Origin of the sequence: Pedobacter chitinilyticus, from assembly GCF_003313385.1 — a bacterium.
Classification (GTDB): Bacteria; Bacteroidota; Bacteroidia; order Sphingobacteriales; family Sphingobacteriaceae; genus Pedobacter; species Pedobacter chitinilyticus.
The window spans coordinates 609,801-634,919 of sequence record NZ_QMHN01000002.1 but is presented as its reverse complement, the minus strand read 5'-3'; the positions used below and the strand labels follow the sequence as shown (position 1 = coordinate 634,919).

Sequence of the window (25,119 nt, the reverse complement as noted above, 5' to 3'; positions counted from 1 at the left end):
TTAAATAGAAATGAAAAAAATAATTTTTGTAGCGTTGTTTTCCCTGATTAGTTTCAGCTTGTGTGCTCAAAATAAAAAAGTGGACAACGTCTTAAAACAATGGGTAGCTTGTTTCAATAAACAAGATTATCAAAAAGCATATGATTTGTATGCCCCATTTTATAAGGATAAAGTTAGTTTAGACAGTTTCACAAAAAATATGAAGATGGTCTATGGGATGATGATGGGAGAAATCAACGAGATTAAATTCATATCCTTTAACGGTCAATACTATAAATTCATACTGTATGCCAAATCTAACCAAATAGAGGCTGACGTTACATTAATTGTCGATAATGAATATAAATTCAGATATTTTAATTTCGATGGTATTGGAGGACGTGGAAATCCTCCTCCAGTTGGAGGAAATTTAAGAACTACAGGTCGTTAGAATTTAAAACCTAATTTTTGATTAGATAAACTTATGAAGTTTTCAAACGGCGAAGCCCTCAACTTTAATTTTAAAAAAAAATAACTAAAATTAAACTCCATAAGTCTCCAATTCACTTTTGTTTGTCAGTCTGAGTTTGTCGAATACTATTTCAACGACTCAGTAAGCTTTAGCAGATATCTTTCAAACTTCATAAGGCTCCAATGCCATATTTTTATATCTTTGCCTTACTCAAAGGGGTGCTTGTTAATTACCCAATAACTAACAGGCTGAGATTATACCCAGTTTTTGAGTTTAAAGTTGAACGTTAAAAACAGCATTTTCGCAATTTTAACTTATTACTTTCAACTTTTAGCTTTAAAACGCACCTGATGCGGATAATACCGACGTAGGGATAAAATAAAAGAGGTTTAAGCCGTTTACTGTTTCGCCCTGAAAACAGTTTTCAATGATTTTTTAATTGCCCTGTGGTAAAAATGTATTGAGAATGGAAATTCAGGAAATGCTCCGTTTGTTTGTGGAGCAAGTAAAGGCAACTTCATATCTAGAGTGGTTTGCTGTAGGTTTTGGCGTAACGGAAGTGCTATTGGCAAAACGCAATAACATTTGGCTATATCCAGCTGGGATTATCGGTATTCTATTGTCGCTTTATTTGAAGCTTAACGCCAGGTTATATGCCGAAAGTTTATTGAGCATGTATTATTTGGTGATGAGTGTTTACGGTTGGATCATTTGGTCAAAACGCTTGGCTAAAAATGAAGCGGTAACGGTAAGCTGGACTACAAGAAAGGAACTACAGATTGCTTTTGCAATTGCCATTGGTGGATATTTTGTGCTGTATTTTGCCTTGGTTCATTTCACCAATTCTGATGTGCCTATTTTAGATGCCTTTGTTTCTTCAACTGCTTGGGCGGGCATGTGGCTATTGGCACGTCGTAAAATAGAAAACTGGATTTTTCTCAACGTGTCGAACATTGTTGCCATTCCGTTAATGTGGCATAAAAACTTTGTGATGTTTGCGCTGCTTACTTTATTCCTGTTCATCGTTGCCATATTCGGCTATTTCGACTGGAAGAAGATATACAAAAGGCAGTTAACAGTTTCCAATTAACCCCGCTCATAACATTTCAACTTTACAATATTCAACTTAAGAATATGGAACAATTCACACAAACTTGGCAAGAAGCTATTTTGGCATTGGCCCCACAATCAGAAGCAATGGGCGAGCTACATCCCGATATTTTGGAAATAGCTTACGAACAGGAGTGGTTTAAACTCTATGTTCCTAAAGCCTATGGTGGACCAGGAAAAAAACTTCCTGAAATTTTAAGGATAGAGGAAGATTTAGCCTATGTGGATGGGAGTACCGCATGGACCGTAACTTTGTGTAGTGGTGCCGCTTGGTTTGCTGGTTTCTTGGATCCAACACTGGCCGAAGAGATTTTTGCGGATAGAAAAGTTTGTTTTGCGGGTAGTGGAGCAGTTGGTGGTACCGCACAAAAAACAAAAGAAGGTTATCGTATTAACGGGCATTGGAAATATGCGAGTGGAGCGTTACACGCCACTATTTTTACTGCTAATTGTTTGTTGCAGGATGAACAGGGAAACAATTTGTTTGACGAGGAGGAGAACCCTATCATCGAGTCATTTATTTTAAAAAGAGATGAAGTAGAGATTTTATCGGGCTGGTCTTATTTTGGATTAGTGGCTACTGGAAGTCATGCCTTTGATGTGCATGATGTTGAAGTTCCCGCCAATCGCTCATTTAAAATCAATACAGAAATCAAAGTGGCTGATGAAGGGTTCAATTACCCTTTTCTGCAATTGGCCGAAACTACTTTAACGGTAAACAATTTGGGGATGGCTCGTAGGTTTGTGGATTTAGTGGGGGAGAGTTTCTTCAACCGCTCAGGTTTTAAACGTTATAGTCCAGAACAGGTCACTTATTTTGAGCAGGAACTTGCCAAGGGTAAACATACCTTATCTACCATTCGCGATCATTTTTATGAAGCGTTTGATCTTTCTTGGCATCAGTTGATCAATAACGGAAAGATAGAGGAAGCGGTGTTAAAAGAAGTGAGCCGATTGAGTAGGGAGTTATCACATCAATCCAGAAGTATTGTAGATACGCTTTATCCTTATGCGGGTTTAGAAGCAGCTAAAAAAGAAACAGAATTAAATAGGGTTTGGAGAGATTTGCATACCGCAAGTCAACATGCTTTATTGACTTTTTAGTCTTGGGGAGAACGTTCCTTTCATCGTAGCATCATTCCATTTTTTGTCATCTCGAACGTAGTGAGAGATCTCTACTTTTGTGTAAGACTCCTAATGTCATTTCCGCACAGGCGGTAAAGGAGGATAGGTATTTAATATCAGCTATAATTGGCGAAAACACCCCTATGTGGTTAAATTTTTAATTAAATGAAGCAAATTTAGGTTTAAAGAGATTTCTGATTTCGTTTTACTTCATTCGAAATGACAACATAGTATAAGGTAAAAGAAAAGGGTGTCCAAAAAGGAGTTTCATTACACTATTAACCAAATAGCGACAAACTTCTTTTCGACACCCTGATCCAACAAGTCATCCGACTTATTGATATTGTATGTAGATTGGTCGCGGTTTTAATTTAACAAGTTCTTCTGGAGTCATTAACCTGTTAGGAGCTTTTTTCAAATCGTTTTTATAGAATAGTTTGAAACCAGTGAACTGTACTGGCTCACTGTAAATAAAGTGGCGATAAGTGCCTAATTTCAAATCAGGTTCGCCCCAGCCATCCATGTGCATTACCACTTGAACTTCTGGGCGTAATTTGATGTTTTGTGAGTTGGTCACCATTTTTTTTGTAAAACGGTGTACTACAAAAACCTTCGGCGGTAAATTGTTTTTCTTTACCAAATCAGCTAGGTAACCAGAAACATAATTGATGTCACTAGCATCATAAGTGCCAATTTTTCTGCCTGGTAAAACACCACCTTTCATAGAAAACTCTGGGTCGATTCCCAAGTGTACATTAGGCATTAACAAGTATTTTTCCAATAGCGGCAGTTCAGTTTGAATAGTGCTTAGCGCTACTTGGATATCTAAAAACACAATCATGTTTTTACGCATCTTAGCAATAGCCAATACCGAATCGATGTGTTTAAATGGCATGCGGTTTCTGTATTTACCATCTTTACCTGGATCACCAGCCGCTACTACGGCAATGTAATGTAAGGCAGGTTGTACAGGAGTGCTAGGGTCAGCTTTTTCCCATTTAGCCACCTCTTTATCCAACATACTCAACATGGTTTTTGGTTCGTATTCACCTAAAGCACCCATTTTTTTAGAGTAAAGGTTGCCATAATAAGCAACAATGCGTTTGAAAGGTAAAATAGCGCCATCCAAAGGAATAGGTTGATTTTTTACAGGCCATTTACCAGTAGTATCACCATTGGCATTTGTTTTTACCAATTCGTTATATTTAGCGGTATCTACAGGCGTACGCAAATTTGCTTCCTCTTCTTCGGTGGCTACACCAGTAGAGTCGGTTTTAGCAGTTTGTTTCCCGTTTTTATCCTTCGCGTCAGAAGTACAGTAGGCAAATGTACAGATGGTAGCTCCTGCTACCAAGATCATACTTGCGATCTTCGTGATTCTCATCCTTAATAATTTTTTCAATTTGGTAAAGCTATTATGTTGTTTTATTGCTCTTGAGCAAGGTTTATCCTCTTAACAATGTTGCCAACATAATGGTCATACAATTCTGTTAGATTTTTCCAATATGCCAAAAGTACATCATTTATTACAAGTAGTTGATCTAACTTATCAACATGCGTACTGATTAAATCATCTCCCTAAAATAGATGTTTTTCAGTGAATTAAAATAAGGGGTTCAAAAAACTTTTATATTTATTTGTAATTAGTCTAAATAAATAATTAATATTGCGCAATTATTTATAATTATTCTAAATAGTCGGTGAAAAATACTTTACTCCTAGCCCTTACTTTCATTTTAGGTTTGAACTTCGCTTTAGCGCAAGAGCAAACAGTAAAATTGCATGGCAAAATTTTAACAGCTGATGGGCTCCCTGCTTGGGGATTGTCTTTGTCGATCAAAAACACAAAAAACGTAGCTTATACAGATAGAGAAGGTGTCTTTGCCATTTCGGCTCCTGCGGGCAATTCGGTACTTGTAATCAAATCTAGTGTTTCTCACCAAGAGCAAGAGGTTGCGGTTGAAGCGGCTGTTGATAAAGTTTTAGCGACCATCACCATCAAAGAAAAATCTTACGAGCTTAATGAGGTTGTGGTTACTGGTCAGTATGAACCGCAGTCTATGAAAAATGCAGTCTACAAAGTAAGGACGATCAATGCGGAGAAAATCAAACTTCGTGCAGCAACCAATATCCAACAAATTTTAAATACAGAATTTGGTTTCCGTTTCAGTAATGACCTTACTTTGGGCGTTTCCAATGTGGAAATGATGGGCATGTCGGGCCGTAATGTGAAAATATTATTGGATGGGGTGCCTTTGGTTGATCGTTCAGATTTAAAGGAGGCGCTTAACCAAATTGATATCAATACGGTTGAACGGATTGAAATAGTAGAAGGTCCGATGTCTGTGGTATATGGTACCGACGCATTGGCAGGAGTGATCAATATCATTACTAAAGGGAAAAGCGGTGCTAGGTTTGGCGTTTCTGCTCGTATACAAGAAGAAACTGCTGGTAATGAATATGAGGCATTCAACGGAAAAGGTAACCACAATAAAAATGTAAGCGTAAACTGGCAAAACAATGGCTGGAGTGCAATGGCAGGTTTTTCTAATAACACCTTTGGCGGATGGAACGTACCCTCCAAAACAGCTACCCGAGATGAGGTGAATGCTATACAATTTTGGAAACCTAAAGATCAGTATTTAGCAAATGCACGTGTAGGTTATACCAATGCCAAATTTAATATCTGGTACCGTGCCGATTTTGTAAATGAAGACATTACTTCGAGAGGAGGGATTAATCCTAACTACACTGTAGTGACCCAAACTTATACTACAGATAGACTTAACAACCAGTTACACGCCAATTGGAATTTTAATAAAAAATTGAGCCTAACCATGGTTGGAGGCTATACTAACTTACAACGTAAGACCAAAACTACTCAATACAATTTTGCAACTGGTGCCGAAAGCTTGACTACTGGTGCTGGCGAACAAGACGTAGCAAAATTTAATGCTACCTTGTTTAGAGCCACTTTGCAGTACAGAATTTCAGATCTAATTGCCGTGCAACCAGGAGTTGAGATCAATAGAGAAGGTGCTTCTGGCCAACGTATTAAAGGTGATCCTGTAATTAATGACTACGCCTTTTTTGCTTCGGCAGAAATTAAACCTTTAACGGTGTTGAAACTTCGCCCTGCGGTAAGGTTAATTAAAAACTCTGTGTATGATGCACCAGCAGCAGTACCCTCTTTAAATGCTATGTTAAACTTAACCCAACAACTTGATTTACGGGTTGGATATGGTCGTGGCTTCAGGGCGCCTGCTTTAAGAGAGCTTTATTTCGACTTCTTTGATGCCAGTCACTCCATTATGGGGAATGAAAACTTAAAGGCTGAGAAATCTAACAGCTTTGATGCTTCCTTGACTTGGAGTGCAATTCGCAAAAGCAATTTGCAATTCACTACAACCTTAGCAGGTTTTTACAACCACTTTTATGACAGAATAGAGTATGGGCAATACGAAAATGACCCTACCGTAACTACCCTAATTAACATCAGTAAATATAAAACCACAGGTTTTTCTCTAGACAATACCTTCAATTATAGAGATCTGCAATTGAACTTAGGTTTCTCTTATATCGGAAGGTATAATGAGCTGACCCAAGGAAGCTTTGGAGATGAAGTTCCTCAATTTTCATGGACACCTGAGTTTTTCAGTAACGTCATCTACACGCTACCTAAAATTAAGGGCTCCGTTAGTTTAGCCTTTAAACATACTGGTAGTCGTCCAAGCTATCAAATCAACAGTGCTAACCCTAATGAAGTGAGGTTGGCGAAAGTGGGCAGTTTTACTTGGACAGATTTGATGATCAATAAAACCATTAACAAGTATTTGATGCTGAATGCCGGGGTTAAAAACCTGTTTGACATTACTACGCTCACCAATACTGCCACAGCGAGTGGCGGAGCTCACAGTTCAGGTGGTGGGGTGGTACCTTACAGTTATGGTCGCTCTTATGTGTTGGGCTTAGCTTTTAACTGGGACAAATATTAACGTGTAAATAACTAATAACTAAATAAATTATCAAAGTAATGAATAAGATTAATTCAATGATGGCCGTGGCTCTTTTAGCATTTACCTTTACAGCTTGTAAAAAAGATGACAAAGAACCAGAAATTATTGTTCCTGTTTCTGATGGAAGTACGATGACTTTAAATGGGATTGCCGCTAGTGAAGCAGGTTCTTCCGCTGCTAACAGTGTTTATATAGACTTAAGTGCAGATAAGCAAAGTACGGCGCTTAGAAGCTCGTGGACTTTGGGATTTTATACAGGTTCAGATTTCAAAGTGGTGCTAAATGCACATAATGGTGCTTCAGCTGCTGTAGTGAATAAAACCGACTTAAACGCTGTTACTTCAGCTGATTTAGTTCAGGCTAACTTAGTAGTGGGCTTAGGAACTGCTGCAGAAGCAGAATTTTTAAAAGTTGATGATCCAAGGCAAAATAATGCAACAGTTAAAACAGTGATAAACACAATATCAGCTACTGATAGTGAGAATAAAGTGTATTTGATTAACCCAGCAGGCGGGAGTCATACTGCAGTATTCAGTCCTGATAATGTTTTTAAAGTGAGGATTATTAGAAAAGGAACAGGTTATACCCTTCAATATGCTAAGCTAAGTGCCACTACCTTTACCTCATTAGATATTACTAAAGACACTAAATTCAATTACTCTTTTGTGTCTCTGGCAGATAACAAAGTAGTAAGTGTTGAACCTGAAAAAGCAAATTGGGATATCGTTTGGACTTGGTCATTATACTATGGAGGCACTGCTCCAAGTCAATATCTGTACGGTTTTTCTGATTTAGTTTTCACGAATACTTTAGGTGGAGCTACATCAGCAGAAGTATTGGTTGCTACAAAATCTTACGCTGATTTCTCTGCATCTGATTTGACTAATATTACTTTCTCTTCGAAAAGCAATTTGATTGGTGAAAACTGGAGAGTAACTACTGGTACAGGTATTAAAATGGATCGTTTTTATTTAATTAAAGATGCCGCAGGAAATGTTTACAAATTGAAGTTTGTAAGTATGGGAGTTGGATCAGATGGCGGTACTCGTGGCAAACCAGTGATCGAGTACAAGCTGGTTAAAAAAGCTTAGGTTAGTATCAATTATTAATAGTTTGTTTTGTTTAGGGAAGGCCTCCATGGATGTGGAGGCTTCTCTTTTTTAGTGATATGTTGTTTATAGAATAACAACTGATCTTTTGGAGATTCCTCCTATTGTCGGAATGACAAATTTGTTATGAATTAGTTCTAAATTTTCCAAATACGCCCAACGGTAATTTGATGCCTGAAGTTGCCTGTAAGAACAGCTCACCACATTCCAAGTTTTTTACCTGTGGAAATGAAGTTTTAATCAGGTTCTCTACAATCACCGAAGAAAAACCTAATGAATAGGTATTCAAGATCAGAAAATGCTCCTCTGGATCTAAAAGTTGCACCACATCCTGCATCATTTCTTGGATGTGATCTTCCAGTTTCCACTTCTCGCCATTTGGACCGTGTCCATAAGCTGGGGGATCTAAAATAATACCATTGTATTTTTTGCCACGTTTAAGCTCGCGTTTTACAAACTTCAAAGCATCTTCTACTACCCAACGGACATCTTTAAGATTAGAAAGCTCTTGGTTTTCTGCGGCCCAAGTCACTACTTGTCTAATCGAGTCCACGTGGGTAGTATCGGCACCTGCCGCTTTGGCCGCTAACGATGCAGCTCCAGTATATGCAAACAGATTAAGTACTTTGGGACTAGGTGTTTTAAATTTTTTGATAGACGAAGAGATATAATCCCAGTTTACCGCTTGCTCAGGGAAAACACCCACATGTTTAAAAGAAGTTAATCCCAAACGCAGGTTAATACTAATTTCGTCATTTTGATAATTCACATTCCAACGGTCAGGCGCATTTTTTTGATGCTTCACCCAATCGCCACTCGTGGCAGAGCGGCCTCTAAAGGTAATGTGCGCTCTTTTTTTCCATTCTTCTGGCGATAAAACTTTTTTCCAAACTGCTTGAGGTTCGGGCCTTGAGAGTACAAGATTGCCAAAGCGTTCTAATTTTTCAAAATCGCCGCAGTCAATCAGTTCGTAATCTTTCCAGTGGGTAGGGTTAAGCAGTTGTATCATGTAATGGAATGGTTTTTAAAGAGGTATTACATACCCCATACTATGCTGCTAGCTAGTTCGCAATTTAAGGAATTAGCTAAGCTTTTCCTTCATTTCTTACTTGCGTTAGAAATAACGGCAGCAGGCAAAGATAAGAATTTTAAAATTTGTCTTTAGCGGCCTTCATGAAGCGGCTTGCAAAAACAAAATCGTTCAGTTCTGCGATATCGGTTTTGGCAATTTCCTTGTTTGAACCTTCCCAAAACTTTTTGCCCTGATGCAGGAACATGATATAGTCGCCAATGCCCATTACCGAGTTCATATCGTGGGTAACTACTACGGTAGTGGTGTTATACTCTTCAGTAATTTCCTTAATCAGTTCATCAATTACGATGGAAGTCTTAGGATCTAGACCAGAGTTTGGTTCATCGCAGAAAAGATACTTAGGGTTCATGGCAATTGCTCTGGCAATCCCTACACGCTTTTTCATTCCTCCTGAAAGTTCTGCAGGGAAAAGTTTGTTCTTACCTTCCAGATTTACCCTGTCTAAACAAAAGTTGACACGGTCAAGTTTCTCGCTTCTAGATTGATCAGTGAACATATTCAACGGGAACATGATGTTTTCTTCTACCGTCATCGAATCAAAAAGGGCAGAACCTTGAAACAACATTCCAATTTCTTTTCTGATTTCAATACGCTCTTCCGTATTTAGCTGCGTAAAATCTCTGCCATCATAAGTAACACTGCCTTGTTCAGGATGGTGTAAGCCAATCATACATTTAAGTAGGGTAGTTTTTCCAGAACCAGATCCACCGATAATCAAGTTGGTGATGCCTGGTTGAAACTTGCCCGAAATTCCTCTTAAAACTTCGTTGTCGCCAAACGATTTATGGATGTCCTTAATCTCAATCATAACATTAAACCAGTTACAAGGTAGTCACACGCTAAAATACTGATACAGCTTACCACAACAGCTCTTGTACTCGCTTGTGCTACTTCTAATGCGCCGCCTTTTACGTAAAAACCTTCGTAGGCAGGTACAGAAGTAATGATAAAACCAAAAACAAAAGCTTTAACTAAGGCTACCGCAATGGTAAATGGATTAAAATCGGTAGTAATCCCTTGGATATATTCTGTAGGAGAAACCGCACCAGATAAAGTACCGCCCAAATATCCACCAGTGATACTCAATACCATAGAAATGATCACCAACATAGGCACCATAGTAATACCCGCCAATATTTTAGGAAGGATTAAATATCCAGGCGCATTGATCCCCATAATTTCAAGGGCATCAATTTGTTCAGTTACCCTCATGGTTCCGATTTCAGAAGAAATGGCGGAGCCAATTTTACCAGCCAAGACAATAGCACTAATGGTTGGGCTAAGTTCTAAGATGGTAGAGTCGCGGTTTACAGAACCAATGATAGTTTTGGGAATAAAATCGCTCACCAACTGGAAAGCAATCTGTAAAGTCATTACCGCTCCAATAAAAGTAGAAATGATACTGATTAGTCCAAGAGAACCTACGCCAATGAAGTCCATCTGTTGAAAGATAGCTTTCATATATATCTTCCATTTTTCAGGCCTTTTAAAAGCGGCTTTTAGCAGTAAAATATATCGGCCAAAATTGGTAAAATTCATCTAATAAACAATTTGTTTAAGTTAACTCAATATTATACAAAGAAACAACAAAAATGTTCTGGCAGGACTTATTTATTGAAAAAATATTCTCGATTGAAATATTATTGCCTTTTTTGCAGGGATTAAAATAGAATTAGATGAAAGCAATTATAACTGGTGCAACCAAAGGAATAGGCAAGGCGGTGGCTATTGAACTGGCACAAAGTGGCTATGATATTATTGCCTGTGCGCGCAATGGCGAAGAATTACAGGAATTGGCGAATGAATTGAACAGTTTTGGTGTAGACGTATTGGCCATCAAGGCCGATATGGGCAAAAAGGAAGAAGTACTTCATTTTATTCAAAAGGCTTTGGCTTTTGCGCCGCAGGTACATGTTTTGGTAAATAACGTTGGCATATTTAAACCAGGAAGTTTGTTGGACGAGACCGATGAAGCTTTTGAGCTGCAACAAAATGTGAATGTAAATGCAGCCTACTATTTAGGTAAACATATTGGTGTACAGATGCGTAGCCAAGGATTCGGCCATATTTTTAATATCTGCTCGGTAGCAAGTAAAATGCCTGTTGAAAATGCAGGAAGCTATAGTGTAACAAAAGCAGCGATGCTAAGTCTTAATCATGTATTGCGAAGCGAATTAGCATCGTATCACGTAAAGGTTACGGCAATTATTCCAGGCTCAACTTATACGGCATCGTGGGAAGGAACAACACTCGATCAAAATAAGTTTGTGCAATCAGAAGACATAGCCAAAGCCATTGGCACCATTTTAAAACTTAGTGATGGTGCAAACGTGGATGAACTGGTGCTAAAGCCTTTAAATTTTTAGAAAGGAGAATAAAAAAATGGAAAAGAAACTATATAGAAACGAACACGATAAAACAGTGGCAGGGGTGGCATCTGGATTGGCAGATTACATGCAGATAGATGTGACCATTGTAAGGCTGCTGTTTGTGCTTACCACCATATTTTTGGCAGGCAGTGGTGTATTGGCTTATATTATTTTATGGATTGTAGCACCCGTAAATAATGATCCAGCAGTTAAATTTAAACAGTTTAACGATTTTTATAAGTACAATCCTCAAGGCGGTTCGGTATTTAATTCGCCAGAGGCTTTTGCGGATACCCAACAAGAAACGGCACAAACCAAATGGAATACCCAAAATGCAGATGCCTTCACCAAATTTGAAACCCCGCAAAAAATGAAAGGAAATGATACTGGTAAAACTGTAGTAGGCTTAATCCTATTAGTGTTGGGCGTTTACTTTTTAATGAGACAATTAGGTTTGGTTCCACACTGGTTCAATATCTTCCATATATATAAACTTTGGCCTTTGGCAATCGTAGCACTTGGGATCAGTCTTATTTTTAGAAACCAGCGTAAAAACGAATGGGAAAACTTTAAGAAAACTACCGAGGAAGCCCAACGTAAAACAGAACAGCCAACAGATGCACCAGCATCAACTGGTACAACCGAAGAAAATAATTCAAACAACACCCAAGCATAATTATTTGGGCATTATCTTAAAACCAACTGAAATGAAATACGAAAGAATAATATGGGGAGTGGTGCTGCTTTTTGTAGGCGGTGTGCTCTTGCTAGATAATTTAAATGTGATCGAGTTTTACTGGAGAAACGTTTGGGGCTTTTGGCCAATATTCCTAATTATTGGTGGCGTTAATATGCTTTTGAACAGAAATGGCTCGCAAACAGGCAGTGTTGTTTCGTTAGGCATACTGATCATTACTTTAGTTTTCTTGTTTGTTAGAGGACAAGAAAGACCTCAGAGCCGTAATTGGTTGAACTTTTGGAAAGATAAAGATATTGAAGCCAACATAGACTGGGATGATAACGATACAAGTAGCACCAGTTACGAAGGGATGAAGTTTGCAGAAGTTTATAATGCTGCAGACTCTACCAAGAAAACGGTACTGAACCTATCTGGAGGTGGTACTTCTTTTAAATTGGATGAAACTACCGATAGCTTGTTCGAAGCCAGTGTAAACAAAAGAAGAGGTAATTTCTCTTTAACAAAAACCACTACCGATAGCACCAATACCTTGACGTTTAAAATGAGCGATAAGCGTAGAGGCAGAGACAAAGACAACTGGTCGTTTAATACTGGAGGCAATGAGGTAAATGTTCGCTTAAATACGCAACCAATTTGGACCATGAATCTATCCATGGGAGCAGGCGAAATAGATTTTGATTTAACCAAATACAAAGTAAGAAGCGTTAGTTTTGATGGCGGTGCAGCCGATGTAAAAATCAAAGTAGGTGATTTAGTTCCTATTGCTGATGTACGTGTGAAAACTGGTGTAGCCAATGTTGAAATTAAAGTGCCGCATGGCTCAGGCTGCAGAATAAAAGCGCATACTGGTTTGGCTTCAAAAGACTTTAAAGGTTTTATTAAAAAAGACGACGGATCCTACGAGACACCTAATTATCAAACTTCTAAAAATAAAGTGTTCATCTTTCTTGATGGCGGTTTGAGCAACTTTGAAGTGGACACTTATTAAGTTAAGAGTTGATAGTTTAAAGTTGAAAGTGAAAAGCTAAAAGGCCCGCAATGATGATCATCGTCGCAGGCCTTTTGATTTATTGATTGTCTGAAATTGATTTTTAAGATGGATATATCGCACTTTGCTGTTTTTAATTTTTAATTTTGACTTCTAACTTATTCGCATTGTACACCATTGTTGTAAACGGTAAACCACAAGGTCCATATACCTTGGAAGAATTAAAGCAGCTAAAGCTTTCGCCAGGTACTTTTATTAGGAAACCAGGAATGGACGACTATAAAGAGGCCCAAGAGCTGTTAGAACTTCGAGAGTTGTTCGGCTTTGCAGCGCCAAAATTTACGCCGCAGTATTTTGCTTCTTTCGATCAACGCTTGATGGCATGGGCGATCGATTATTTTCTGATTACCCTAATTTATGCCGTTTTGGTTTTTGCTGGTTTTCTTCTTTTAGAGGACCAAAAGGAACGTATTATGATTTTGATCATTGGTGGAGTCCTCATTCCACTTACCAAATTTGTGTATAGCGTATTTGCTGATGCTTCTAAAACACAAGGCACTATAGGTAAAAAGTTAATGGAAATTAAGGTAACGGATGAACATGCTGCTAGAATTAGCTTTGGAGTTTCATTGCTTCGCAATGCGTCCAAAATTTTATCAAGCCTTAGTTTATGTTTTGGTTATATCTATAGCTTTATTGATAAAAAAAGACGTTGTTTTCATGACATCATTGCCGAAACGCTCGTCATCAAAGACAGGTTGTTATAAAATTTTGAATGATTGAATTTTGAATGAGTGAATGGCGTATGACCTAATTGATATCCTTCCAACCTTTGAATGCTTTAGTCTTTTGATGGATTTTTTAGACTTCCTACCTCGACTTATAACTTTTAACTTACAACCTATAACTTTTAACAATCCAACAATATAGCAATCCAACATTTCACCTATCTTTGTAGACCATGCAAAAAGAATCGATGATGTTAGAAGGTGGTTACTGTAATAGTTTAACCCAATATTCGAGGTTTGTTACTCGCGAAGTACAAATAGGCGATACGCCGATGGGCGCTCATCATCCTATCCGCATTCAGTCGATGACAACCACCGACACGATGGATACTTTAGGTACTGTGGAGCAAACCATCAGAATGGTACAAAGCGGCTGTGAGTATGTACGTATCACTGCTCCTAGTATTAAGGAAGCCGAAAACTTGGCCAATATCAAAAAGGAACTACGTCTGCGTGGTTGCAATGTTCCTTTGGTGGCCGATATACACTTTACGCCTAACGCAGCCGAGCTTGCCGCACGTATTGTAGAAAAGGTGCGAGTAAACCCAGGCAATTATGCCGATAAAAAGAAATTCGAGAATATAGCATACACCGATGCCGCCTATCAAGGGGAGTTGAGCCGTATTTATGATAAGTTTTCGCCACTAGTGAAAATTTGTAAAGAATACGGAACAGCCATGCGCATTGGTACCAATCATGGCTCACTTTCCGATAGGATTATGAGCCGTTATGGTGATACACCACATGGAATGGTTGAGTCGGCAATGGAGTTTATCCGCATTTGCGAAGACATGAACTTTTACAACCTGGTTATTTCCATGAAATCGAGCAACACGCAGGTAATGGTGCAAGCTTATCGTTTGTTAGTACAAACCATGGTAGCCGAAGGAATGAATTATCCACTTCACTTAGGTGTTACCGAAGCAGGTGACGGGGAAGATGGTCGTATCAAATCGGCAGTAGGTATTGGTACTTTATTGGCCGATGGTTTGGGTGATACCATTAGGGTATCTTTGACTGAAGACCCAGAATTTGAAGCGCCAGTGGCCAAAGCACTAGCAAAACGTTTTGAATTAAGTAAGTCAGAAAATCCGAAGCTAGAAGTTCGAGATAATGCACCTACTATCATTTCGACCGAAGCAGAGAGCTCTTTTAACCCCATAACTCTTAACTCGCAACTCGCAACTTACAACCCTTTCCAACACAAACGCAGATTGACCGATGAAATAGAAAACCTCGGCGGACATCAAGTCCCTAGGGTGATTATCAATCTGGAAAACGAAAATCTTAAAGACCCTGCGATCCTTAATGCAGTAGGATTTAACTATTCGGCTTTGCTGGATAAATATAACCTGAGCGACCAAGCTTGCGATATGGTTTATCTTGGTAACCAATTGCCATCATTTTCTTTCCCCGGCGGATTGAAACAGCTTTATAATTATGCTACTTGGTTAAAATTGGTTGATAAACAAAACTGTCATCCTTTGTTTAGTTTAACCGAATATCTTAATGCTGAAGAAAAAGATGCTAAATTAAATTTCGTTGAAGTTTTGGCGGAAGAATTAACGATAGCGCAATTGAAAGGTTTGGAGCAGGTTGTATTGGTTTTAACCACTAAAACCAAGAATGCAATGCAAACCATTCGCAAAGCTTTTGTACAACTATTAGAAGCCAGTTTAAAACTTCCAGTAATTATTGAACGTAATTTTGATGGCTTAACCCTCGAAGAATTTCAATTGTACAGCGCTACAGATTTCGGCGGTTTATTGATCGATGGATTTGGCGACGGGGTATGGATCAACGCCAAAGATATTCCATTGCCTGTCATCAACTCAACTTCTTTCGGGATTTTACAAGCTACCCGTACACGTATCTCTAAAACAGAATATATCTCGTGCCCAAGCTGCGGCAGAACTTTATTTGATTTGCAAGAAACTACGCAAGCCATTAGATCCAGAACTTCGCACCTTAAAGGAGTGAAAATTGGCATTATGGGCTGTATTGTAAACGGCCCGGGGGAGATGGCTGATGCCGATTATGGTTATGTTGGTGCTGGCGCAGATAGGATTACGCTTTATCGCGGACAGGAAGTGGTAAAGAAAAACGTGAAAACTGCTGATGCCATCGATGAGCTGATTGGTATTATCCGTGAGGACGGCAATTGGATAGAGAAAGAATAAAAAGAGGATGCCACCATAAGTGTTGATTTGGTATCTTTAACGCTTAGCTAAACAATATCATTCCTAGTAGAACAGTTTAGGTTGTTTGGTTTAACGCATCCTCCTTAACTCATTACGTTGCTTAAAGGCTCAACGCTACCAAATTATACTGGTTAATTTTGGTGTTTTTTTCTGCCAATTGAACTAGTATTTCATTCAGTTTCTTTTTCACTTTTTCCTTGCGTACGTTCAATCTCTTGCCTTCCACTACTTCCTGGTAAATCAATTCTTGTTTGGCATTGTAAAATTTAACCGTAGATATCTTAGGGGTTTTTACATTGCTTTCAATAACCCAGTTGGCAAAATCAGCCTTTGGTGTGGGTGCTAATTCTTGTGCTGATGCTGCTGTGGCAAACAACCAAAGCAATGCATTAAGTGCTAAAATTTTCATGTGTGTTTATAGTTTAATGTAAATTGTTGATTAATAATATGTGTTAACTCACGCTGGTTTACGATTACCAAATTAGTAGCGCTTAACAATTAAAGAAATAAGATTGGCCATAAGCAGCATATGGCATTATCAACAACCGTTACGCTTATCCAAATGCTACTTATCCTCAGTATCTTATAATTGGATTGCTCTTGCATGTCGTTTGTAGGTGCAACGTTGTTGTTTGTCTAAAATTTAATAGAAAAATGCTTAAGAGATGTATTTTTGAGAATGCAGATGATGAACGTTATTCAGCAACAATTTACACGAAAACATCGAGTTTTGCTCCATGTAGCATTTTGGATAATGGCTTGGTTGGTTACTGCGTTTGTGTATGGATATGAGAAACAAAGTCTGGCCATGGCTTTACAGAATAATATCATGCTGTTGCCAGTGCACATGTTGTATTTTTATACTGTAGCTTATTTTATTATCCCACGTTATCTGCTAAAGCGAAAGTATCTTAAGTTTTTTATTGTATTGTTACTTTTTGTGTTTATCATGCCTGGTGTAACCAGACTTTTCGATATTTTTTTGGTTGAGCCTCAATTGGATGCTTTTTTAAAAAGCAAAGGATTTTATGAATGGGATAAGGTAAAGGGAAGTAAATGGGAAAGGTTTTCTAATGTAATATACTATCTCAATGCTTTTAAGGGTGCTAACTTAGTGGTGTGGTTTGCAATAGCCATTAAATTTTTTAAATCTTGGTATCAACGGCACCACGCCGCTTTGCAGGCAGAGTTAAACCTGCTGAAAGCGCAGATCCATCCTCATTTTTTATTCAATACACTCAATAATCTGTATGCTTTAACACTCAATAACTCTCCAAAATCGCCAGAAATTGTAATGGGACTTTCCGAGATTTTACGATACATGCTTTATGAATGTAATGTGGAAAGTGTCTCCCTGAAGAAGGATATAGAGATGCTTGAAAACTTCATTCTGCTAGAAAAGATGAGATATGAAGAACGCTTGGATTTCAATTTTACTAAAGAGGGTGATTTAGAAAAGTATAAGATCGCACCTTTATTGCTACTTCCCTTGGTAGAAAATGCTTTTAAACATGGAGCGGGAGAAAAATTAGGACAAGCTTGGATTAATATCGAATTAGAAATAAAGAATGAAGCACTAACTTTCAAAATCAATAACAGTAAACCAGAGAAAACAAGGCCACTCATGGAGAAGAATGGGAATATAGGCTTGGAAAATGTAAAAAGACGTTTGGAATTGATTTATCCAGATGAACATCAGTTAAAGATTTTTGAAGAGGAAGATATGTTTGCTGTAATCCTGAAAATAGATTTATCACAAGAGTAAACCCGTAATACGAAGATGAAGATTAAAGCTGTAATTGTTGATGACGAACCACACGCCATAGAAGTGATTGCTAAATATTTGGATAGCTTTCCAGAAGTTGAAGTGGTGGCCACTTGCAATGACGGGATTCAGGCATTTCATACCCTACAGCAAAAGCACATTGACTTGATGTTTTTAGATGTGAAAATGCCTGGGATTAATGGCATTGAACTTTTGAAAAGTCTTAAAAATCCTCCAAAGGTGATTTTTACAACTGCTTTCAGTGAATATGCGGTAGACGGTTTTGAGCTAGATGCAGCAGATTATTTACTTAAACCTATCCCGTTTAACCGTTTTCTTAAAGCAATGGATAAAACCCTAGCAACCCTAGGAGCAAGAAAACAAAGTTTACTAGTGCCCGAAATTAATGCAACCAATGATGTCAATAAGTTCTTATACTTAAAAGTAGACAGGAAAACAGTTAAAGTAAATGTGAAGGATATTTATTGGATTGAAAGCATTAAAGATTATGTAAAAGTAATTTTAGGAGATAAAGTGTTGGTGAGCAAACAGAAGATATCAATTTTAGAAGAACTGCTGCCCGAAGACCAATTTTGCAGGATCCATAAATCTTTTATCATTAGCGTCCAAAAAGTAGAAAGCTACTACACCTATGCTGTGGAGATTTTAGGTAAGGAATTGCCCATAGGCAGAAACTACAAACAACAAGCCTTAAAGTGTTTGCAGACTGCTTAATTGCCCCAAGCACTAATCACCACGTTCCTACTGCCGCCATGGTTTCGGTGTTCGCAAAGGTAAATGCCCTGCCAAGTTCCAAGGTTTAAATGTCCGTTGGTTATAGGGATTAAAACCGAAGCGCCCATTAACGATGATTTGATATGAGCGGGCATGTCATCGTCACCTTCGTAGTCATGCAAATAGTCAGGGTCGCCTTCAGGAACCGCTTTGTTCATCCAAGTTTCAAAATCAGCCCTTACCGTTGGGTCGGCATTTTCGTTAATGGTTAGCGAAGCCGAAGTGTGCTGTATAAACACCTGTAACATTCCAGCTTTAATGTTTCTTAATTCGGGAAGGGCTTGCAAAATTTCATCTGTTACCAAATGAAAGCCCCTGCTGCGGGCCCTTAAGCGTATTAATTTCTGTAAAAAATGCATAAGTTAAATTTAGTGCATACAGCCAATGTATATTTTAGACTGAAGTTTGAAGGCTTTTGGTACCACCTGCTTAACTGCCACAAAGGCGCTATCCGCTTCCAAAGCATTGGCATAAATACCTGCAATAATGCCAATGGTTTTAGGTTTTGAAGAAGGTGAGTATTGGTTCATATATTCTAAGCTCAAGGTTTTTGATAATTCCCTTCTTGGAAAATATTCGCCCGCATACATTTCGTCCTCATCATTGTCGGGAAGCACAATCAGGTCCTTCTGTTTATTATAGTACCTTCCCATGGAGTCTATGGTCATCCCTAGTTTGTCTTTCAGGGAAAACATTTTTTGGTTTAACAATTGGTAGCTGTTATCGGTATCGATAACAATTACTTCATAATTGGCATATGCCTCCTCTTCATTAAAATTTAAGGAAGTGTCGGTAAGGGATTTTTGAACGGAAGTGTCAGTAGCCAAGCTAACAACAGCAGTGGTATCTTTTATGGCAGGTTGACCACTGGGATGACCGCAAGAGAAGCAAAAAGTGGCTAATAAGAGGAAGATGAAATAGTGTTTTTTCATTTGAAGATCATCAAGAGATGCTATTTAAAAACTTCAAACTCTTTTCGCAAACTTCAAATAGCTGCGGTGGCAAGGTTTCACCAGGATAAGGGTGTAAAGCACCATATACATGATTGGCTCCCTCAATTTTTGCCAGTCTGCTCGCTGGGTTAGTATTGGCCAATTTCTCTGCCGTAGCAAAAGGAACGTTTACATCATCATCACCTTGTACAATGAGCCAAGGAATATTGATCCGTTTGGCTGCAGCTAAAATATCCAATTTGTCTTTATTATCTTCAAAATCTTCCAATAGACTAATGTTCAAAGGCATTTTCTCTTTAGTACGTGCATTTACAACCTCGATCTTACCTTTTTCTTTCCACTCTTTTTCCTGTTCCTTTTTCCACAAGCTACTAAAATCGGCAATGGCACTCCAAGTAATTAATCCTTTAACATGAGGATTGGTAGCGGCTTGTAATATGCTTAAACCTCCACCACGGCTATGACCAATCAAATACACCTCGCTCACACCAAGATATTTTACCGCATGGCTAATCACAATATCCACATCTAACAGTTCCTTGCTGAAAGTGTTGGAAGCAAAGGCATCCATATCGGTCACATCAGTTGGTTTTTCTGCAGTGACACCACTGTGTGAGAGGTTAAATTTAAGGTAGCGATAGCCGTTTTGTACAAAGTAACGAGCCGCCAAATGATGCGCACCCCAATCCTTAAATCCTTTAAAGCCATGAATGAAAATGATGATGGGCGTATTGGTGTTGTTCTCGTCGTAAGTTAAATCTCCAAATATAGGTTTGCCCGCGGCTCCTATCAGTGAAAAAAGTTCGTTGCGCATAGCTAAAGGTTTTAATGCATTTCAAATATTGAGTTTCTCTACGTAATAACAAAATAAATGACGTTTTAGATTGCTTTAACCACATGTTTTCGCGTTTTTTACGTGCAACTTTTTAGCTTTCATTAATTTAAAACCGTTCTAAATTAGCCTAAATTACAGCATAATGACAGATAAGCTCAATTGCGTTATTACTTTTGTTGCGCTAAAATAACTAGGGGCTAACCATTTTGGAATATTTAAAGATTATTGCATTTACACATAAGCAAATTGACCTAAAGTCATTAGGGAAATTGGTTATCTGTGAGCAAACGTTGGATGATAGGTTGAGGAATATCCAGTCTGAGCTGAATATCAAAGAGATATTCTACGTTGGTACTTGTAATCGTGTAGAATTTGTTTTTACCGCTGCAGCCGAGTTAGACAAATCTTTTATCTCTAGATTTTTGCATGTATTGGATATGGGGCTTCCAGAAGAATACATGGAAAATTTCATCAAAAATGTTTCTACTTACGAAAAAGAAGAAGCATTTAACCACTTACTGCGTACTTCTTGTTCGTTAGAAAGTTTAGTAGTTGGTGAAAAGGAAATTTTAGCACAAGTGCGCAAAGCTTACGATGCTTGCCAAAAAGCGGGATTCACTGGCGATTACATGCGCATGATCATGAACCGAGTGGTGAAAACAGCCAAAGAGGTTTATACACACACCAACATTTCAAGAAATCCAGTTTCAGTAGTTTCTCTAGCCTACAGAAAACTTCGTGAACTGAATATGTGCGGCAATTCTCGCTTGCTAATCATTGGTGCAGGCGAAACCAATAATAACATTGCCCAATATCTTAAAAAACATAAATACTCTAATTTTTCAGTATTCAACAGAACGTTAGAAAAAGCAGAATCTTTGGCTAATGAGTTGAATGGTAAAGCCTATCCACTTACTGAACTGGCAAATTATAAAGAAGGTTTTGATGTGATTATTACCTGTACAGGAGCAACAGAGCCTATTTTAACGACTGAGATTTATAACAGTTTGCTTAATGGCGAAACAGGAAAGAAAGTAATTGTAGACTTAGCCGTGCCAAATGATACTGCTTTAGAAGTTCGTGAAAACTTTCCTATCCACTACATCGAAGTAGAATCCCTAAAAGAAGTGGCCCGTAAAAATATCCAAGAGCGTTACGACGAGTTGGTGAATGCAGAGCACATCATTGAAGAAAATATCAGAGAATTTGAAGCCGTGTTGCGTCAACGTCGTGTTGAATTGGCTATGAGCGAAGTTCCCAAAAAAATCAAAGAGATTAAAGAAAAAGCAGTGAATACCGTATTTGCGGAGGAAATCAACTCTCTTGATGATGAAGCAAAAGCCATTTTAGAACAGGTGATTAGCTACATGGAAAAAAAATACATTAGCGTACCTATGGTAATGGCTAAGGAAATTCTGGTTAAAAACAGTTAAATAGTCTGCAAGTCGGAAAAGTCTTATAGTCCAATGTTATTGTCGGATTGAGTCTGTCGAGGCCAATTGTACATTTCATTATTCAAATCATCGAATTATCATATTCTCAAACCCTCACATCGTCAAATTTTCTTATTTTAGCGCAAAATCTTAATACAAAGTGAAGAAAGTAATTATCGGAACACGCGGTAGTGATTTGGCTCTTTGGCAAGCCAATTACACTAAGGACAGATTAGCCAGTATTGGCATTGAGGCAGAACTGAAAATCATTAAAACGCAGGGCGATAAAATCCTCAATCTAAGGCTAGATAAGCTAGAAGGTAAAGGTTTTTTCACAAAGGAATTAGAAGAAGAGTTGATGAATGGCACTATTGATATTGCCGTTCACTCGCACAAGGATTTGCCAACGACTAATCCTCCTGGGTTAATTATTGCTGCGGTACCCGAAAGAGAAGATCCGGCAGAGTTACTCCTGATCTTGAAAGATTGTGTAGATGTGAGCCATAAACTTTCTTTGAAAAAAGGAGCAATGGTGGGTACCTCTTCCAATCGTCGTAAGGCACAACTTTTAGCACTAAGGCCCGATTTGAATATTGAGGATTTGCGAGGCAACGTTCCAACTCGTATCCAAAAGCTACGTGATGAAGATTACGATGCAATTGTTTTGGCAAGAGCTGGTGTGAACCGTTTGGGGTTAGATTTGAGCGAATTTCATGTAGAGGTAATCGATCCTACGGAGATTGTTCCAGCGCCTGCTCAAGGTGCTTTGGCTATTCAAATCAGAGAAAATGATGCGGAGCTTTTCAATGAGCTTCAAAAAATAAATGATGCCGCAACGGTAGAAGAGATTGCTGTAGAACGTAAAGTGCTAAACCTTTTTGAAGGTGGTTGCCACATGCCTTTGGGCTGTTTCTGTAGAAAAGAAGATGGTGAATTTGAAGTGTGGACCTCTAAAGCGGAAACTGACGAAGATTTTCCAGATAGATTGTTTTTGAGAGCTGCTTCAACAGAAGGATTAGCGGAACAAATTGTTGCAAAATACGCGAAGGATAGAAAGATGCCAGCAAAGGTTTTCATTTCAAGAGAAGTGGGTGAGAACAGCTATTTCCGTAAAGCATTAGAAAAGCAAAATATCGAAATAGATGGGCGTTCATTGATCCGTACTTTCCCGATTGTAAATGTATTAGACGATTTCTTTCTTAAAAATGCTGATTGGGTGTTTTTTAGCAGTAGAAATGGTGTTGAATATTTCTTTAAATTGAATCCTGTATTGCCTAAAAAGGTAAAATTTGGAGTAGTAGGCCGTGGTTCGGAAGACTCATTGCGCAAATTTGGTCACCTCGCTGATTTTGTTGGTGAAGGTGGAGAAATTGAAGAGGTTGCGCAAGATTTTGCTACAACGGCAGATGGACAGACCGTAGTTTTCCCTCGTGCGCAGGATTCGTTACTAACCATGCAAAAGTTTTTAACACCAGCAACCAAAGTGATAGACCTACCTATTTACGAAACGGTAATGGAAGAAAACGTGGATGGTTCATCGGCAGAGGTATTGATTTTCACTAGTCCAAGCAATGTGGATGCCTATTTCGTGGAAAACCTATTGGAGCCAGAGCAAAAAGTAGTTGCCATTGGTAATTCTACAGGTAAAAAATTCGATGAAATGGGGGTGAAATATGCATTGCCTTATTCGCCAGATGAAATTGGCTTAGCCGAAGCTGTTTTTGGTATTGAGGTGAAATAAATAGCAATCATGAAGCGATTGTTACTTTGCTTTCTTTCTTTTTCCTTTCTAACTTTCATTTCAGATGTTAGGGCACAGGTCAAAAAATCTAACCTAGTTGGATTTTGGCAAGTTAATACTGTCCGTACTGGAAGTGCATTGCAAGCCTGTTATCAATTTTTCGCAAATGGTGAATTTGTTTATAGCTTTGATGAGTATGATAATAGGAGTAGGATAAGAGGTGCGAGTGGTAAATATACCTTAGAAGGAAAAACACTAAGATTGTATATCAAGTATAGGAAAGAAATAGTGGGAGGAGAACTTGTACAGGGCGGTATGGGATTTCAATCGGAAGAAATTGTTTTAGAGGGAGGTAAGCTGATTAAGGTTCCTCAGACTTCAAAGGTGCCTATTGAAATAGATATAGAAATTTGTCAAAGCAAGGAGGGTTTTTCTTGTATGAAGTTACAAAACAACATTTATTATAAATTATCTTCCAACCCGAAAGAAACAGTTTTTAAGCCGTAATGTTAAACTAACGTAAAGACTTTACAAATGACAGAAACATAAGAATATAATGTTTCTGTCTTTGCATTTTTGTAGCTGAATAATCTCAAGACCTCGTAGGTTTTAAAAACCTGCCAGGTCTGCGAAAAAATACTAATATCTCTAATATGCACAGACCACGTAGGCTAAGGAAAAATCCCATTGTAAGAGAAATGGTGGCCGAAACCAAGCTGTCGAAAGACATGTTTGTTTATCCTTATTTCGTAGTTCCAGGAAATAACGTAACCCATGCCATTGATGCCATGCCAGGCATTAGCCATTTTTCTACCGATACTTTATTGAAAGATGTAGAAAAAGGCCTAAACCTAGGCGTTAACAAAATCATGTTGTTTGGGGTAGGCGATGAAAAAAGTGAAGACGCAAAATCTGCTTACGACACCAATTCTTTAGTACCAGTAACCGTAAGAGAACTTAAAAAGCAGTTTGGTGATGATTTGTATATTGTTACCGATGTTTGTGTATGCTCTTACACCAATCACGGTCACTGTGGGATTATGCACAACGATTATGTTCACAATGATGCTACCGTAGAATTAATTGCGAAAATGGCCTTAAATCATTCGGAGGCTGGAGCAGATATGCTTGCTCCTTCGGACATGATGGACGGTAGAGTGGCAGCCATTCGTGAGAAGTTAGATGGTGCTGGTTTTGAAAACGTAGCGGTAATGAGCCACGCCACCAAGTTTGCTTCGGCTTATTACGGTCCATTTAGGGAGGCGGCAGATTGTGCTCCAAATAAAGGAGATAGAAAAGCCTATCAGATGGATTTCCGTAACCCAGCGGAAGCGCTAAGAGAGGCTTTGCTAGATGAGGCTGAAGGTGCCGATGTGCTAATGGTGAAACCAGGTTTAGCTTATTTGGATGTGATTGCTAAGCTCAAACAAAATACCAAATTGCCTATTGCAGTTTATAACGTTTCGGGTGAATACTCGATGATTAAAGCTGCTGCGGAAAAAGGCTGGATAGATGAACAGAAAGTAGTGATGGAAACGATGTTCGCCTTTGCCCGTGCTGGAGCAAGCATTATCACCACCTACCACATTAGAGATATTGTAGAGAATAAATGGATTTAAAGGAATTAGGAGCTAGGGACTAGGTATC

At 38.5% G+C, this 25,119-nt stretch carries 24 protein-coding genes; 16 read left to right on the top strand and 8 right to left on the bottom strand.

What is annotated here, in order from left to right; genetic code table 11:
• Nucleotides 1-10 precede the first annotated feature (10 nt).
• The 3 genes from DUT70_RS09520 to DUT70_RS09510 all read left to right on the top strand — a co-directional run bounded on the left by DUT70_RS09520 (nt 11) and on the right by DUT70_RS09510 (nt 2,665).
• Nucleotides 11-430 (top strand): hypothetical protein, encoded by a 420-nt coding sequence (locus DUT70_RS09520; protein WP_113647084.1) that lies wholly within the window; start codon nt 11-13, stop codon nt 428-430.
• A gap of 487 nt (nt 431-917) precedes the next feature.
• The gene (gene pnuC, locus DUT70_RS09515) at nt 918-1,541 is read left to right on the top strand and encodes a nicotinamide riboside transporter PnuC (protein WP_113647083.1); all 624 of its coding nucleotides are present in this window, start codon (nt 918-920) and stop codon (nt 1,539-1,541) included.
• 44 nt (nt 1,542-1,585) lie between these two features.
• The gene (locus DUT70_RS09510) at nt 1,586-2,665 is read left to right on the top strand and encodes an acyl-CoA dehydrogenase family protein (RefSeq protein WP_113647082.1); all 1,080 of its coding nucleotides are present in this window, start codon (nt 1,586-1,588) and stop codon (nt 2,663-2,665) included.
• A gap of 355 nt (nt 2,666-3,020) precedes the next feature.
• On the opposite strand, the gene DUT70_RS09505 is transcribed toward DUT70_RS09510, so the two are convergent.
• Entirely contained in the window at nt 3,021-4,070 is a 1,050-nt protein-coding gene (locus DUT70_RS09505; RefSeq protein ID WP_113647081.1) for a hypothetical protein, read from the bottom strand.
• A 316-nt stretch (nt 4,071-4,386) separates the two neighbouring features.
• Between DUT70_RS09505 and DUT70_RS09500 the strand changes: the two genes are divergently transcribed.
• Both DUT70_RS09500 and DUT70_RS09495 read left to right on the top strand, forming a co-directional pair.
• Nucleotides 4,387-6,681, top strand: coding sequence for a TonB-dependent receptor (locus tag DUT70_RS09500; RefSeq protein ID WP_113647080.1), 2,295 nt, complete (start codon nt 4,387-4,389; stop codon nt 6,679-6,681).
• Nucleotides 6,682-6,719: 38 nt separating this feature from the next.
• A complete protein-coding gene (locus DUT70_RS09495; protein WP_113647079.1) occupies nt 6,720-7,793 on the top strand; it encodes an HmuY family protein in 1,074 nt (357 codons plus the stop codon).
• Between the two features lie 142 nt (nt 7,794-7,935).
• Here DUT70_RS09495 and DUT70_RS09490 read toward each other — a convergent pair whose 3' ends face one another.
• From DUT70_RS09490 to DUT70_RS09480, 3 genes are all read right to left on the bottom strand, one after another.
• On the bottom strand, nt 7,936-8,820 hold the full coding sequence (locus DUT70_RS09490; protein WP_113647078.1) for a class I SAM-dependent methyltransferase: 885 nt from the start codon (nt 8,818-8,820) through the stop codon (nt 7,936-7,938).
• A 139-nt stretch (nt 8,821-8,959) separates the two neighbouring features.
• Nucleotides 8,960-9,712 (bottom strand): ABC transporter ATP-binding protein, encoded by a 753-nt coding sequence (locus tag DUT70_RS09485; protein ID WP_113647077.1) that lies wholly within the window; start codon nt 9,710-9,712, stop codon nt 8,960-8,962.
• The gene (locus tag DUT70_RS09480; protein ID WP_113647076.1) at nt 9,709-10,443 is read right to left on the bottom strand and encodes an MlaE family ABC transporter permease; all 735 of its coding nucleotides are present in this window, start codon (nt 10,441-10,443) and stop codon (nt 9,709-9,711) included. Before DUT70_RS09480 ends, DUT70_RS09485 begins: the two co-directional genes overlap by 4 nt.
• Before the next feature lie 137 nt (nt 10,444-10,580).
• Here DUT70_RS09480 and DUT70_RS09475 point away from each other — a divergent pair, with 137 nt between their 5' ends.
• From DUT70_RS09475 to ispG, 5 genes are all read left to right on the top strand, one after another.
• Complete coding sequence (locus DUT70_RS09475) at nt 10,581-11,270, top strand: SDR family NAD(P)-dependent oxidoreductase (RefSeq protein WP_113647075.1); 690 nt, start codon at nt 10,581-10,583, stop codon at nt 11,268-11,270.
• Nucleotides 11,271-11,286: 16 nt separating this feature from the next.
• Nucleotides 11,287-11,949, top strand: coding sequence for a PspC domain-containing protein (locus DUT70_RS09470; RefSeq protein WP_113647074.1), 663 nt, complete (start codon nt 11,287-11,289; stop codon nt 11,947-11,949).
• Nucleotides 11,950-11,980: 31 nt separating this feature from the next.
• Nucleotides 11,981-12,961, top strand: a complete 981-nt coding sequence (locus tag DUT70_RS09465) for a LiaF transmembrane domain-containing protein (protein WP_113647073.1) — start codon at nt 11,981-11,983, stop codon at nt 12,959-12,961.
• Nucleotides 12,962-13,107: 146 nt separating this feature from the next.
• Complete coding sequence (locus DUT70_RS09460; protein ID WP_113647072.1) at nt 13,108-13,728, top strand: RDD family protein; 621 nt, start codon at nt 13,108-13,110, stop codon at nt 13,726-13,728.
• Between the two features lie 194 nt (nt 13,729-13,922).
• A complete protein-coding gene (gene ispG, locus DUT70_RS09455) occupies nt 13,923-15,929 on the top strand; it encodes a (E)-4-hydroxy-3-methylbut-2-enyl-diphosphate synthase (protein WP_113647071.1) in 2,007 nt (668 codons plus the stop codon).
• Between the two features lie 121 nt (nt 15,930-16,050).
• On the opposite strand, the gene DUT70_RS09450 is transcribed toward ispG, so the two are convergent.
• Nucleotides 16,051-16,359: a hypothetical protein gene (locus tag DUT70_RS09450; protein WP_113647070.1), complete on the bottom strand. Its 309-nt coding sequence runs from the start codon at nt 16,357-16,359 to the stop codon at nt 16,051-16,053.
• A gap of 345 nt (nt 16,360-16,704) precedes the next feature.
• On the opposite strand from DUT70_RS09450, the gene DUT70_RS09445 reads away from it, so the two are divergent.
• Together DUT70_RS09445 and DUT70_RS09440 are read left to right on the top strand one after the other, a co-directional pair.
• Nucleotides 16,705-17,715 (top strand): sensor histidine kinase, encoded by a 1,011-nt coding sequence (locus DUT70_RS09445; RefSeq protein WP_240432064.1) that lies wholly within the window; start codon nt 16,705-16,707, stop codon nt 17,713-17,715.
• A 15-nt stretch (nt 17,716-17,730) separates the two neighbouring features.
• Nucleotides 17,731-18,450, top strand: a complete 720-nt coding sequence (locus DUT70_RS09440; RefSeq protein WP_113647068.1) for a LytR/AlgR family response regulator transcription factor — start codon at nt 17,731-17,733, stop codon at nt 18,448-18,450.
• Here the strand turns inward: DUT70_RS09440 and DUT70_RS09435 are convergent.
• Genes DUT70_RS09435 through DUT70_RS09425 form a run of 3 tightly spaced genes read right to left on the bottom strand, consistent with a single transcriptional unit; the run spans nt 18,447 to nt 20,277 of the window.
• Entirely contained in the window at nt 18,447-18,869 is a 423-nt protein-coding gene (locus DUT70_RS09435) for a secondary thiamine-phosphate synthase enzyme YjbQ (RefSeq protein ID WP_113647067.1), read from the bottom strand. The two genes, DUT70_RS09440 and DUT70_RS09435, sit on opposite strands and share 4 nt — an antisense overlap.
• Nucleotides 18,870-18,878: 9 nt before the next feature.
• Entirely contained in the window at nt 18,879-19,442 is a 564-nt protein-coding gene (locus DUT70_RS09430; protein ID WP_113647066.1) for a hypothetical protein, read from the bottom strand.
• 10 nt (nt 19,443-19,452) lie between these two features.
• Nucleotides 19,453-20,277, bottom strand: coding sequence for an alpha/beta hydrolase family protein (locus DUT70_RS09425; RefSeq protein WP_113647065.1), 825 nt, complete (start codon nt 20,275-20,277; stop codon nt 19,453-19,455).
• 227 nt (nt 20,278-20,504) lie between these two features.
• On the opposite strand from DUT70_RS09425, the gene hemA reads away from it, so the two are divergent.
• From hemA to hemB, 4 genes are all read left to right on the top strand, one after another.
• Nucleotides 20,505-21,731, top strand: coding sequence for a glutamyl-tRNA reductase (hemA, locus tag DUT70_RS09420; protein WP_113647064.1), 1,227 nt, complete (start codon nt 20,505-20,507; stop codon nt 21,729-21,731).
• 160 nt (nt 21,732-21,891) lie between these two features.
• Nucleotides 21,892-23,472: a hydroxymethylbilane synthase gene (gene hemC / locus DUT70_RS09415; RefSeq protein WP_113647063.1), complete on the top strand. Its 1,581-nt coding sequence runs from the start codon at nt 21,892-21,894 to the stop codon at nt 23,470-23,472.
• Between the two features lie 9 nt (nt 23,473-23,481).
• Nucleotides 23,482-23,979: a hypothetical protein gene (locus tag DUT70_RS09410; protein WP_113647062.1), complete on the top strand. Its 498-nt coding sequence runs from the start codon at nt 23,482-23,484 to the stop codon at nt 23,977-23,979.
• 146 nt (nt 23,980-24,125) lie between these two features.
• The gene (gene hemB / locus DUT70_RS09405; RefSeq protein ID WP_113647061.1) at nt 24,126-25,091 is read left to right on the top strand and encodes a porphobilinogen synthase; all 966 of its coding nucleotides are present in this window, start codon (nt 24,126-24,128) and stop codon (nt 25,089-25,091) included.
• Nucleotides 25,092-25,119: the final 28 nt, after the last annotated feature.